This is a genomic window from Mesorhizobium sp. B1-1-1 (assembly GCF_006442955.1).
In the GTDB taxonomy this organism is placed as follows: domain Bacteria; phylum Pseudomonadota; class Alphaproteobacteria; order Rhizobiales; family Rhizobiaceae; genus Mesorhizobium.
The window spans coordinates 19,941-33,193 of sequence record NZ_VFWW01000015.1; the positions used below are offsets into that span (position 1 = coordinate 19,941).

Here is a 13,253-nt window from a genome sequence, read left to right on the forward strand (position 1 = left end):
AGCCGCTCAGGTAGCGACTACCACCAAACCATCTCGCCCAGCACCGCCTTCACCGGTCAGTGGCTGGTACGCCGCGCCTCGGCGTGCCGCGCCAGGTCGGGTGTCTCGAAGACGTAGTCGTTCCAAGCCGATTCCGGGATTTGCCCGGCCAGATAGCATTCCAGCAGCAGGTTTTGCTCGGCGCTCAGGGGCCTCGGATCAAGTCCCAGGGAATGAAAAAGATTTCTTGTCAGTTCCGATACCGTGACCTGGATCGACATCTGCGTTCTCCTTCGCGCTTCAACGCGAAAGGACGGGCAAAGGTTTCAGGGCCCGTTTCCGGTAACGCCGGAGTGATTCGGCAGGCCTGCCAGCCGTCGGTCCGGCTGCATTGTTTTGCAGTTCGTCTCAATCTTGAAATAAAAATGCAATATTGAATTCACAGAGGTTCTTCTATTAAACTAAAGACAAGTCTCTCAATGCATGGATACTAGAAAGATTAGATGAAACTCATTTAGCGAAAGCTTACCGAAGTCGAAAGAGTTGTCATTCCAAGTTCTCAGCAACAAGGACCGCGTCCTTCCGATGATCCGTTTCTGGTCCCCCATGATGATCGCGTTCGTCACCCTGACCGTGCTCGCGCTCGGCATGTCCAGTTCTTATGCCGACAGTTGCAGTGCAATAAGAAATCAGTTGTCTTCGGCCGGCCGTGGCGGCGGCACGAGCCCCGAGCTTGCCCAGTTGCACCGCCAGCTTGCCGCGATCCAAGGCATCGAGAGGCAGCGCAAGTGTACGGCGAAAAATTCCCTCGGTGGTTTCTTCAACGCATGCGCCGATCTTGCCAGGAACAGGAGCGAGGTGCAGCGCCAGATCGCTGCGGCCTCCAATTCAGGCCGGGACATGTCGGGGCTGCGGGCACGCTTTGTCGCGCTTGGCTGCGCGCCAGCGGCAAAGCGCGCGGCGGCGAAGACCCAATCGGTATCTGCGGCGGCGCCAGCGGCGAGGGCAACGGGCGCCGGCAACGCGATGCTGTTCTGCGTGCGCCTTTCGGATGGATATTTCTTCCCAGCACCCAAGTCGCAGTTCGCCGGCAGCGACGATGTGAAGGATATGGCCGATCAATGCCGCTACATCTGCGACGAGCCGGGCGTCGACCTCTATACGCTCAGCGACGTCAGCCTCGAAACCGAAAAGATGGTCTCTCTCGACACGCGCAAGCCCTACACCGATCTGCCGACCGCATTCCGCTACCGCGACGACGTCAATTTCAAGGCATGTGACCTAAAACGCTACTACAGCAGGGTCGCCGAATTGAGGGCCCGAACGGTAACGCCCACAAACATGACCAATGCCATCATCCCCTTGCCGTCGGCCAAGCCGGACCTCGGCAGCGTCGCGGCAATTCCCGCGGCGGACGCCGAAGCCTCCGGGGCGGCCCAGCATCAGTCGATAGAGGCCGGCAAGCGGCCGGTGAGAATAGTCGGCCCGGCCTTCTTCCCAGCCGAATGATCATCCGCCCCCGGTTGTAGGCGCCGGTTTCTCAGCCAAGGTCAGTTTTGGGTGGCACCCATCAGTCGCAGACCATGCGAACCCTCTTTCCGGGTTCGCTGACATTCCTGCATGCCAGGGGCTTTTCCTCATCGGAGGACGGCGGAGGTGGCCTCGAAACTCTTGAAAGATGACGTCTCGGTGCGGCGCGCGGCGCGGGCCTGCGCTCGGAAAACCGGGTTGGCGGTTGTGGCGGCGCCGGAAAAGCGCCGTTTTCCATTCCGGACGGCCCGTATTCCACATTGGGCGGCGGCCGGTCCCAGAAACGCCGGGCATCGAGCGGGCGCGGAATGACGACGGTGCCGTCATAGCTGCGCGAACAGCCGCTGCCGAAAAGCAGCGCAGCGCTCAGCAAGCAAGGCACAATCCGTCCAAACATCAGCAACACCCCTGTATTGGCTTATAGCGCGGCTTCGATCCGGCCGACAACCGGGCGCAATGGCGCAGGCCAGGGCCCGTCCGGTGCGCAACGGCTTGTTAAGGTTAGCGGATCGTTAATGCTTCTCGGGCACATTCCGCCGACGAACCGCGGAGGGAGGGTTCGGCCTTGGATTCGGGGTGGGGACGGCATGGCTGAAGCGAACGAGACAGCCGGCGTGCGCGGCGAGCGCGGGTCGGGCGAAATGACAGTGAACGACGCGGCCTCGTTCACCGCAGGCATGGATTTGGCCATGCTACGCCAGCTGGTCGAGACGGGCTCGGACTGGATCTGGGAGACCGATGCCGAGCTGCGCTTTTCCTGGCTTTCGCACAACTACCAGGCGGTCACGGGCATCGACCCGGCCGCCGTGCTCGGCCGCTTCCGTTTCGATTTCCTGAAGCAGGTCCTGAACGGCAACCGCAGCGCGGCAATGCATCTGGAGGATCTGCAGGCGCATCGGCCGTTCCGTGACTTTGTCTACGAACTGAAGGGAGGTCGCGCCGATTGCCGCTGGGTGCTGACCTCAGGCTTTCCACGCTTCGATGACGAGGGGAAATTCGCCGGCTATCGTGGCATTGGACGCAATGTCACGGGATTGGCCGTCGCCTTCGAAGAACTGGAGCAGAAGCAGCAAGGAGAGGCGTCTTCGGGAGGCCTTCCCGACCTTCGCACGATGGTCGATTCGATGCCGATCGGGATCATGGTCCTCGACGCCGACCTGCGCGCCGAAGTGATCAACCAGGCCTTCTACAATTTGTGGAAAATCGATCCCCAGCGCGCCGGGATCGGCTCGGGCTTCCGCGAGTTGATGGAGGCCAGCCGCGCCGCCGATTCCTACGGCGCCGACGACGTTGCCTGGCAGCGTCATACCGCCGAGCGCGAGGCCGAGATCAGGGCCGGCGTCGCCGGCTCGAGACAATTGCCGCGCAATGACGGGCGTACCCTGGTTGCGTCGCTGGCCCCGCTGGCCGGCGGCAAGCGGCTCATCTCCTATGTCGATGTCACCGACATGAAGGATCGCGAGGCCGAGCTGGCCGACGCGCTGGAAAAGGCGCGACTGGCGGAAGCGGTGATCAACGGCGTCAAGGATCCGATCTTCGTCAAGGATGACGATCTGCGCTTCGTCTTCGTCAACGAGGCGTTTGCGGGCCTGTTCGGCCAGACGCCGCAAACCATGCTTGGCAAGCCCGGCGGCAATTTTCTCGCGCCGGCCGAGGTTGCGCTGTTCGAGAAAAGCGAGCGCGAGGTGCTGGCGACCGGGCGGCCTTACGAGGTGGAGGAAAGCTTCGAGGTCGACGGCGTCAACCGCTCGCGCGTCGTCAGGAAGAACCGCGTTAGAATGGTAAGCGGCCGCAACTACGTGGCCGGCTTCCTCTTCGACGTCTCGGACATGAAGGGCCGTGAGACCGAGGCGCAGGACGCCCGCAAACACCTGGCCAGCGTGCTGGAATCGCTGCCGGCCGCCGTGATCATCTACGACCGCGAGGACAATTTCGTTTTCGCCAACCGCAAGATGCAGGACACGCTGCCGGCGTTGAAGCCGGCGTGGCAGCCCGGCCGCACCTTCCGCGACGCGCTGGCACTCGGTCATTCGGCTGGCTATTTCCGCTCGAGCGGCGATCCGCGGGTCGATGCGCTCTATGATGGCGATCTCGATGGCTGGCTGGACAGCATCCTCGCCCGTTACCACCTGCCATACTCATCCTTCGAACGTCTCAATCCCGACGGCCGCTGGTATCAGGTTTATGACATGCGCACCGATGACGGCACGTTCATCGGCGTGCGCGTCGACATCTCCGAGATCAAGAGCCGCGAAAAGGCGCTGCACGATTCGATGCGGCAGATCGACCTGTTCCGGCACGTGCTGGACGAACTGCCCGTGGCCGCCTTCATCAAGGCGCAGGACCTCAGCATCGAGTTCGTCAACAAGGCCTGGTGCGCGATCACCGGGCTCGCCAAGGAAGACGTTATCGGCCGCACCGATCGGCAGCTGTTCGGCGACGGAGATGGAGAAAGCTACAGCCTGGACGATACCGAGGTTGCCCTCACGGGCAGCGTCAGGGAGGTCGAGGAGCCCGTCACCCATCGCGACGGCACGGTGCGGCAGTTGATGACGCGCAAGAGCCGGCTGGTGGCGCTGGACGGATCGGTGCATCTGGTCGGCTCCAGCACCGACATCACCGAGGTCAAGGCGCGCGAGCGGGCGCTGGAAGAAAGCATGCGCGAGAACGAGGTGTTCCGCAGCCTGATCGACAACGTGCCGGTGTCGATCTATGCCAAACGCTCCGATCTCAGGCAATTCTACGTCAACAAGGGCTGGTGCGATCTCACCGGCTTCAGCAAGCAGGACGCGATCGGCAAGACCGATATCGAAATTTTCGGGCCCGACGGCGAAGCCTTCGTCAATGGCGACCTCGCGGTGCTACGCAGCGGCGAAACCCAGGAGGTCGAGGAGACGGTGATGCTCCCGGACGGCAGCGTGCGCCACCAGTTCGCCCGCAAGGGCGCGATGATCGCGTCCGACGGGTCGCTCTACCTGATCGGGTCGACCACCGACATCACCGAATTGAAGCTGCGCGAGGCGGAACTGCGCGAGGCGCGCCAGCGCGCCATACTTGCCGACCGCGCCAAGTCGGAATTCCTCGCCAATATGAGCCATGAGATTCGCACCCCGATGAACGGCGTGCTGGGCATGGCCGAACTCCTGGCCAAATCCGATCTCGATCCGAAGCAGAAGACCTTCACCGACATCATCGTCAAATCGGGCAACGCGCTGCTCACCATCATCAACGATATCCTGGATTTCTCCAAGATCGATGCCGGCCAGTTGGTGCTCGATCCCGCCCCCTTCAATCTCGCCGAGGCGATCGAGGACGTGGCGACGCTGGTGTCGACGCGGGCCAAGGAAAAGGACCTCGAGCTCATCGTGCGCATCGAGCCTGGGCTCGAAAGCTTGTTCATCGGCGATGTCGGCCGCATCCGGCAGATCGTCACCAACCTGCTCGGCAATGCGGTGAAGTTCACCGAAGAAGGCCATGTGCTCGTCGACGTCACCGGCGAAAGTGTGCCGGACGGAACCAGGCTGACGATCTCGGTCACCGACACCGGGATCGGCATCCCTGAGGAAAAGCTGAAACAGGTGTTCGAGAAATTCAGCCAGGTCGACACCTCCTCGACGAGGCGGCATGAGGGCACTGGGCTCGGGCTCGCGATCACCTCGCGGCTGGTCGAATTGATGGGCGGCGACATCGGCGTGGAAAGCGCCGAAGGCAAGGGGTCGACCTTCTGGTTCACGGTCACGCTGCCCAGGGCCGGACAACAGAACGCGCAGCGCATCATGCCGGTGGACGTGACCGGCGCGCGGGTGCTGATCGTCGACGACAATGCCGTCAACCGCGCCATCCTGACCGAGCAGATGACGTCATGGACCTTCGATTCCTGCGCGGCCGAGAGCGGCGCCGAGGGACTGAAAGTGCTGATCGCGGCCGCCGCCTACGGCGTGCCGGTCGATTGCGTCGTGCTCGATTATCAGATGCCCGAGATGAGCGGCGCCGAGATGGCAGGTGTCGTGCGCAACACCGCCGGGCTTGCCGACACGCCGATCATCATGCTGACCTCCGTCGATCAGTCGCTGGCCAACACCAGTTACCGCGATCTCGGCATTGATGCCCAACTCATCAAGCCCGCACGCTCTTCGGTGCTCCTGGAAACGCTGGTCGCCACCATCCAGCGGCATCGCCACGCCACGGATGTCGCCCGGCCGCTTGCTGTCGAGGGAGACGGGGGGAACGGTCCGCAACCATCGCCAGCGGCTGCGTCGGGGCAACGCGCGTTGCTGCAGCCGCCGCCGGTCAGACCCCGGCTCGCCGCGATTGGCGGCGAGCAGCGGCTGGACATCCTCGTGGCCGAGGACAATGAGGTCAACCAGATGGTCTTCACCCAGATCCTCGGCGAGACCGGCTACGGTTTCGAGATCGTCGGCAATGGCCGCAAGGCGCTGGACGCATTCGGCAGGCTCAATCCCTGCATGATCCTGATGGACGTCTCGATGCCGGAGATGAACGGGCTCGAGGCAACCGCCGCCATCCGCCGGCTGGAAGAGGAAACCGGCACGCATGTGCCGATCGTCGGGGTCACCGCGCATGCGCTCAAGGGCGATCGCGAACGCTGCCTGGACGCCGGCATGGATGATTATCTGCCCAAGCCGATCAGCCCCAGGGCCCTGCTCGAAAAGGTCGAGCGCTGGGTCGGCGCTGGTCGCCAGGCCCGGCGCAACGCGGGATAGACTTTGCGCCTTCGGCCGGATTGCGGCGAGAATCAGTCGGGGTCGGCCGCTGCCCTTCGAGCAAGACTATGGTGCGATCGCACCATATCAAAGCCGGCGTCCAGCCGGGACAATGACGGCATCGAATTTCCGCTCTCTCTTGAGTTACGGGCGGGAGCAGCGACCGCCAGTATGAAGCAGCGTCAATCTACCCCAACGGACCTGTTTTTGGCGATGGCCCGGCCAAGACATCCTCTGGCCTCGAGCAACGCGCTCCCGTCCGGCTTTTCTTAGATCAGCGATCCATGCCGAATCCGATGGCTGTTTGGGTGACCGGATAGCGCAAGTCCCTGATTCCCGAAGGCAAACCGGCGCCATGCCGCAGCCGCCAATCGCCATCGCCTTTCCAAGCGCCGGCGACGCGTTACCGGGCTGACACGAAACTGTCATGCGACTGTTATAATCGAACGCTATTGGCCTCAGCGGGCGCTGGCAAGGAATGGCGCCGAGAGACCATCTTCCGAACAGGAGCAGGCCATATGAGACATTTCATCCGCTCGGCGGCCGTTGCGATCGCAATGGCTGCGGCGTCCACCCTCACCCTTTCCGCGGCAATGGCAGCTGACATCTCCGGTGCCGGCGCCACCTTCCCTTACCCGATCTATGCGAAGTGGGCCGATGCCTACAAGAAGGAGACCGGCATCGGTCTCAACTACCAGTCGATCGGCTCGGGCGGCGGCATCAAGCAGATCAAAGCCAAGACCGTCACCTTCGGCGCTTCCGATGCGCCGCTGAAGGGCGAGGATCTCGAATCCACCGGACTTGCACAGTTCCCGATGGTGATGGGCGGCATCGTTCCGGTCGTCAATCTCGAAGGCATCAAGCCGGGCGAACTGGTGCTCGACGGCCCGACGCTGGCCGATATCTTCGTCGGCAAGATCACCAACTGGAATGACGCGGCGATCGCCAAGCTCAATCACGACGTCAAGCTTCCCGACCAGGCGATCGCCGTCGTGCATCGCTCCGACGGTTCGGGCACCACGTTCAACTTCAGCTACTACCTGGCCGACGTCAGCGCCGACTGGAAGTCGAAGGTCGGCGTCAACACCGCGCTCGAATGGCCGGTTGGCATCGGCGCCAAGGGCAATGAAGGCGTCGCCAACAACGTCTCGCAGACCGGTGGCTCGATCGGCTATGTCGAATACGCCTACGCCAAGCAGAACAAGCTGACCTATGCCGACATGATCAACAAGGACGGCAAGAAGGTCGAGCCGACGGCGGCGGCGTTCTCGGCGGCGGCGGCCAATGCCGACTGGAGCTCGCAGCCGGGTTACGGCGTCATCCTGGCCAACCAGCCGGGCGCCGAATCCTGGCCGATGACGTCGGCGACCTGGATCCTGGTCTACAAGAAGCCCGGCGACGTGGCGGCGACCGGTGAAGCGCTCAAGTTCTTCGCCTGGTCCTACGCCAAGGGCGACGACATGGCCGGCGCGCTGGACTACGTTCCGATCCCCGACGCGGTCGTCAAGAGCGTCGAGGACATGTGGGCCAAGGACATCGTCGGCGAAGACGGCAAGCCGCTCTATTCCGCCATGTAATCCCTGCTGAACGAGGAGGGCGCTTCACGGCGCCCTCCCTGTCTTCCTTGAAACGCGAGGGCCAGATGACCGCCGTCTCCGAAGCCATGCCATCGTCGGCCGCCATGCGGGCCAGGGAAGCGACGGTCCGACGCTTCGCGCTCACCGATACGATTTTCCGAACGGCGACACGCTTTTCCGCCATCCTCGTCCTGCTCATCCTCGGCGGCGTGGCGATTTCGCTGTTTGCCGGCTCGTGGGAAGCGCTGTCGAAATTCGGGTTCTCCTTCCTGACGACCGAATCGTGGAACCCGGTCACCGAGAATTTCGGAGCGCTGGCCCCGATCTACGGAACCATCGTCACCGCCGCCATCGCCATCCTGATCGCCGTTCCCATCGGCATCGGCATCGCCATCTTCCTTACCGAACTCTGCCCGCGGCCACTCCGGCGCCCCATCGGCATCGCCGTCGAGCTGCTTGCCGGCATACCCTCCATCATCTACGGCATCTGGGGCCTGTTCGTGTTCGCGCCGTTCCTGCAGACGACGGTGCAGCCCTTCATCATCAAGCTTTTCCACGACGTGCCGGGACTCTCCAGCCTGTTTGCCGGCCCGCCCTACGGCATCGGCCTTCTGACCTCGGCGCTGATCCTTGCCATCATGGTCCTGCCCTTCATCACCTCGATCACCAAGGATGTCTTCGACACGGTGCCGGCGGTGCTGAAGGAATCGGCCTACGGCATCGGCTGCACGACCTGGGAGGTCACGCGCCGCGTCGTCATCCCCTATACCCGCGTCGGCATCATGGGCGGCGTCATGCTCGGCCTCGGCCGCGCGCTCGGCGAAACCATGGCGGTAACCTTCGTCATCGGCAACGCCCACCGCATCAGCGCCTCGCTGTTCGCGCCCGGCACGACGATCTCGGCGACCATCGCCAACGAGTTCACCGAAGCCGACGGCGATCTCTATACGTCTTCGCTGGTGGCGCTCGGCCTGATCCTGTTCGTCATCACTTTCCTGATCCTTGCCCTTGCGCGCTACATGCTGCTGCGCATGGACAGCCGCACGGGAGCCTGACCGATGTCGACGGCCACATCGCTTCACAATCGACGCAAGCGCAGGAATGCCGTGATGATGACGCTATGCGTCACGGCGGCGGGCATCGGCCTGGCCTGGCTGGCGCTCATCCTCGGCGCACTGCTCTATAAGGGCCTGTCGGGTGTTTCGCTCTCTGTGTTCACCGAAATGACACCGCCGCCCGGCGATGCCGGCGGCCTGCTCAATGCCATCTACGGCAGTATCATGATGACAGTCATCGCCGTCATCGTCGGCACGCCGATCGGTGTCCTCGCTGGGACCTACATGGCCGAATATGGCCGCTTCTCGCGCCTCACCACCGTCGTGCGCTTCATCAACGACATCCTGCTGTCGGCACCCTCGATCATCGTCGGCCTGTTCGTCTACGAGCTGCTGGTGCGGCCGATGGGACATTTCTCGGCGATCGCCGGTGCCGTCGCGCTGGCCATCCTGGTCATCCCGGTCGTCGTGCGCACCACCGAGGACATGCTCAACCTCGTGCCGAACGCCCTGCGCGAGGCCGGCGCCGCGATCGGCGCGCCGCGCTGGGTGGTCATCCGCTCGGTCGCCTACCGTGCGGCGCTGTCGGGCATCGTCACCGGCATATTGCTGGCCATCGCCCGCATTTCCGGCGAGACGGCGCCGCTGCTCTTCACGGCGCTCAACAACCAGTTCTGGTCGAGTAATCTCAATGCGCCGATGGCCAGCCTGCCCGTCACCATCTTCCAGTTCGCTCTCAGCCCCTACGAGGAATGGCAGCAGCTGGCGTGGACCGGCGCACTCATAATCACCCTTACGGTTCTCGGGCTGAGCATCTTCGCCCGCAGCCTTACCGGACGCAGAGAGGACAGATGAAACCGATGTTGTCCACCGAATTGAACACGCCCGAAGTCGCGGTCGAGAAAGCCAAGATCGAGGTCAAGAATCTCAATTTCTACTATGGCCAGTCGAAGGCGCTGAAGGATATCAGCCTGTCGCTGCCCGAGCGCAGCGTCACCGCCTTCATCGGGCCTTCGGGCTGCGGGAAGTCGACGCTGCTGCGCGTCTTCAACCGCATCTACGAGCTCTACCCGAGGCAGAGCGCCGAGGGCCAGGTGCTGCTCGACGGCCAGAATATCCTCGACCGCTCGCAGGACCTCAACCTGCTCAGGACCAAGATCGGCATGGTGTTCCAGAAGCCGACGCCGTTCCCGATGTCGATCTACGAGAACATCGCCTTCGGCGTCAGGCTCTATGAGAAGCTCAGCAAGGCGGAGATGGACGGCCGTGTCGAGCAGGCGCTGAAGCGCGCGGCACTGTGGAGCGAGGTCAAGGACAAGCTCAACGCCAGCGGCCTCAGCCTTTCGGGCGGCCAGCAGCAGCGCCTCTGCATCGCCCGCACGGTGGCGGTGAAGCCGGAGGTCATCCTGCTCGACGAGCCTGCCTCGGCGCTCGATCCGCTGTCGACCGCCAAGATCGAGGAGCTGATCGATGAGCTGCAGGCCGACTATACGATCGTCATCGTCACCCACAACATGCAGCAGGCGGCGCGCGTGTCGAAGCAGACCGCGTTCATGTATCTGGGCGAGTTGGTCGAGTTCGACCGCACCGAGAAGATCTTCACATCGCCCCGCGAGAAGCGCACGCAGGACTATATCACCGGCCGCTTCGGCTGATCCCAGGCATACGAGGACCAAGATCATGGCCGAACACACAGTCGCAGCCTTTGACGAAGATCTCGGACAGATCAGCAGGCTGATCCGCGACATGGGCGATCTCGCCTCATCGATGGTCGGCGGCGCCACCAAGGCGCTCCTGAATTCCGACAACGCGCTCGCCCAGCGCGTCGTCTCCGACGACGCCATCATGGACGCGCGCCAGCGCGAACTCGACGACCGCGCCATCACCCTGATCGCCAAGCGGCAGCCCATGGCGGACGATCTGCGCCATGTCGTCGGCTCGATCCGCATGGCGGGCGATCTCGAACGCATCGGCGATCTCGCCAAGAACATCGCCAAGCGCGTCGGCACCGTCGGCCTTGCCGCCACGCCGCGCGACCTGTCGCACTCCATCGACGCCATGGCGCAGCTTGTGCTGATCCAGGTGCAAGGCGTGATCGAGGAGTATGCGGCGCGCGATGCCGCGGCACTTGCGAAGCTGCGCGCCGACGATGAACGCATCGACGTCAAATACACGTCGGTCTTCCGCGAGCTGCTGACCTACATGATGGAGGATCCGCGCAACATCACCGCCTGCACGCATCTTTTGTTCTGCGCCAAGAATCTCGAGCGCATCGGCGATCACGTGACCAACATTGCCGAAAATGCCTATTATGTGCTGACCGGCACGCAATTGCCCGCCAATCGCCCGAAGCAGGACGAGACGGCGATGTCGGCGCCAGCGGCTTGACGGCAGGGGTGACCAGTCGATGATCGCGCCACGCATCATGGTGGTGGAGGACGAGGAGCCGCTGGGTGTGCTGCTCCGTTACAATCTGGAATCGGAGGGTTATCAGGTAGAGGTGGTGACGCGCGGCGACGAAGCCGAGATCCGCTTGCAGGAGAATGTCCCTGACCTTCTTGTGCTCGACTGGATGGTGCCGGCGGTGTCCGGCATCGAGCTCTGCCGCCGTCTCCGGATGCGGCCCGAGACCGAGCGGCTGCCGATCATCATGCTGACGGCGCGCGGCGAGGAAAGCGACCGGGTGCGCGGTCTCTCCACCGGCGCCGACGACTATCTGGTCAAGCCGTTCTCAACGCCGGAATTCATGGCACGCGTCAAGGCGCTGCTGCGCCGCGCCAAGCCCGAAGTTCTGTCCAGCGTGCTCAAGGTCGGCGACATCGTGCTCGACCGTGAATCGCACCGGGTCTACCGCAAGAAAAGCGAGATCCGGCTCGGGCCGACCGAGTTCCGCCTGCTCGAATTCATGATGCGACATCCCGGCCGCGTGTTCTCGCGCAGCCAACTGCTCGACAATGTCTGGGGCGAAACGATCTATATCGACGAGCGCACCGTGGACGTGCATGTCGGCCGGCTGCGCAAGGCGGTCAACAATGGCCGCATGCCTGACGTGATCCGCACCATTCGGGGCGCGGGGTATGCGATTCGCGAAGACTAGGGATATGTCACGCAACGTTCTCGCCCACGCCTGATTTCGCCTGTGCCCCCGGCGCGAAAATCTCCTGGTCGACGAAGGTCAGCGCGCGCATGGCGCAGCCCTCGCGGATCAGTGGCAGTTCGTTCGGCTCGGTGTCGAAGGAAATCGATTTCGAGTGCTGGCCGCCGGCGGTCTGGGCAATGGCCTCGCGCAGAGCCGGCTCGATCAGGTCGAAGGCGGCGGCGCTGACGCCGACCATGGCGACCGGCGCCGGATCGATCAGCGCGAACAGGCTGCCAAGGCCGTAACCCAGCGCCTCGCCGGCCTTGCGGTAGGCTTCGCGCTCCGGCCCGTCCTTTTCGCGCGCCGAGGCCGCCAGGGTGCGCATGTCGGCGTCGCTGACGTCGACGGGCTCGGTGTCCTCGCCAAGCTGCCTCGCGTTGCGCCAGATGGCATAGTTGCCGGCATAGGCCTCGACGCAGCCGCGCCGCCCGCAGCGGCAGAGCGCCCCGCCGGGGCGATGGATCATGTGGCCGAACTCGCCTCCGGATGAATGGGTGCCGGTGAACAGTTCACCCTTCAGCACCAAGCCCATGCCGATGCCGTGCGACAAAAGGATGGCGATGAAGTCGTCGCGGTAGCGCTGGGGATCGCGCCAGCGCAGCGCCACCGCCATCATGTTGCAATCGTTCTCCATGGTGGCGGGAATGCCGAACTCGGCCTCCAGTATGTCGGCGAAGGCGATGTCGGTCTGCGGCGTGATCGGCGACCACAGCATGGTGCGCGCATCCGTGTCGGTGATGCCCTGGATCGCCAGCGCGATACGGGCGATGCTGCCGACGTCGAGGTCGGGATCCTCGAACCGCCGCCTGACGATGGCCACGCATTCGCCGATCAGCGCCTCGCGCGACAGGGTGAGCGTGTCCAGCCGGCGCTGCTCTTCAGATATCACCTGGCCGGCATAGTCGATGACGGCGACGGAGAGAAAATTCAGCGACAGCACCACGGTCATCACCGCCGCGGCTTCAGGGTTGAGGCTGAGGCCGACCTGCGGCCGGCCGCGTTTCAGCGCACCGGCCTCGCTCGGCTTGCTCTGCGCCAGGATGCCTTCGCCAATCAGGTCGGAGGAGATCGCCGATATGGTGGAATGGCTGAGCCCGGTGGTCGCGGCAATCTCGGTGCGCGAGGGCTGCCCGGCACGGCGCACGGCCGCGATCACCATCGCCCGGTTGCGTCGGCGCAAATCGTCGTGGCGGATTCCGACCGACATGTTTCTCGCATCCTCCCCGTCGCCGCGTTCTCTCCCCAGGAT

The 13,253-nt window shown here is 63.7% G+C and carries 10 protein-coding genes; 8 read left to right on the forward strand and 2 right to left on the reverse strand.

The genetic code is table 11. From position 1 onward, the window contains the following. Nucleotides 1-56: 56 nt before the first annotated feature. Nucleotides 57-260: a hypothetical protein gene (locus FJ986_RS26665; protein WP_140500562.1), complete on the reverse strand. Its 204-nt coding sequence runs from the start codon at nucleotides 258-260 to the stop codon at nucleotides 57-59. 304 nt (nucleotides 261-564) lie between these two features. Between FJ986_RS26665 and FJ986_RS26670 the strand changes: the two genes are divergently transcribed. From FJ986_RS26670 to phoB, 8 genes are all read left to right on the forward strand, one after another. After that, on the forward strand, nucleotides 565-1,488 hold the full coding sequence (locus FJ986_RS26670) for a DUF2865 domain-containing protein (RefSeq protein WP_140525468.1): 924 nt from the start codon (nucleotides 565-567) through the stop codon (nucleotides 1,486-1,488). Nucleotides 1,489-2,096: 608 nt separating this feature from the next. Beyond that, on the forward strand, nucleotides 2,097-6,233 hold the full coding sequence (locus FJ986_RS26680) for a PAS domain-containing protein (protein WP_181181926.1): 4,137 nt from the start codon (nucleotides 2,097-2,099) through the stop codon (nucleotides 6,231-6,233). Nucleotides 6,234-6,751: 518 nt separating this feature from the next. Continuing rightward, the gene (gene pstS / locus FJ986_RS26685) at nucleotides 6,752-7,810 is read left to right on the forward strand and encodes a phosphate ABC transporter substrate-binding protein PstS (protein WP_140676407.1); all 1,059 of its coding nucleotides are present in this window, start codon (nucleotides 6,752-6,754) and stop codon (nucleotides 7,808-7,810) included. 65 nt (nucleotides 7,811-7,875) lie between these two features. Next, the gene (gene pstC / locus FJ986_RS26690; RefSeq protein ID WP_140517886.1) at nucleotides 7,876-8,865 is read left to right on the forward strand and encodes a phosphate ABC transporter permease subunit PstC; all 990 of its coding nucleotides are present in this window, start codon (nucleotides 7,876-7,878) and stop codon (nucleotides 8,863-8,865) included. 3 nt (nucleotides 8,866-8,868) lie between these two features. Beyond that, a complete protein-coding gene (gene pstA, locus FJ986_RS26695; RefSeq protein ID WP_140500572.1) occupies nucleotides 8,869-9,720 on the forward strand; it encodes a phosphate ABC transporter permease PstA in 852 nt (283 codons plus the stop codon). Beyond that, nucleotides 9,717-10,520 (forward strand): phosphate ABC transporter ATP-binding protein PstB, encoded by an 804-nt coding sequence (gene pstB / locus FJ986_RS26700; RefSeq protein WP_140561568.1) that lies wholly within the window; start codon nucleotides 9,717-9,719, stop codon nucleotides 10,518-10,520. Before pstA ends, pstB begins: the two co-directional genes overlap by 4 nt. A 25-nt stretch (nucleotides 10,521-10,545) precedes the next feature. Further along, on the forward strand, nucleotides 10,546-11,253 hold the full coding sequence (gene phoU / locus FJ986_RS26705) for a phosphate signaling complex protein PhoU (protein ID WP_140500575.1): 708 nt from the start codon (nucleotides 10,546-10,548) through the stop codon (nucleotides 11,251-11,253). 19 nt (nucleotides 11,254-11,272) lie between these two features. Further along, nucleotides 11,273-11,962, forward strand: coding sequence for a phosphate regulon transcriptional regulator PhoB (gene phoB, locus FJ986_RS26710; protein WP_010911896.1), 690 nt, complete (start codon nucleotides 11,273-11,275; stop codon nucleotides 11,960-11,962). A gap of 7 nt (nucleotides 11,963-11,969) precedes the next feature. Here the strand turns inward: phoB and FJ986_RS26715 are convergent, their stop codons facing one another. Continuing rightward, on the reverse strand, nucleotides 11,970-13,211 hold the full coding sequence (locus FJ986_RS26715; protein WP_140500577.1) for an ROK family protein: 1,242 nt from the start codon (nucleotides 13,209-13,211) through the stop codon (nucleotides 11,970-11,972). Nucleotides 13,212-13,253: the final 42 nt, after the last annotated feature.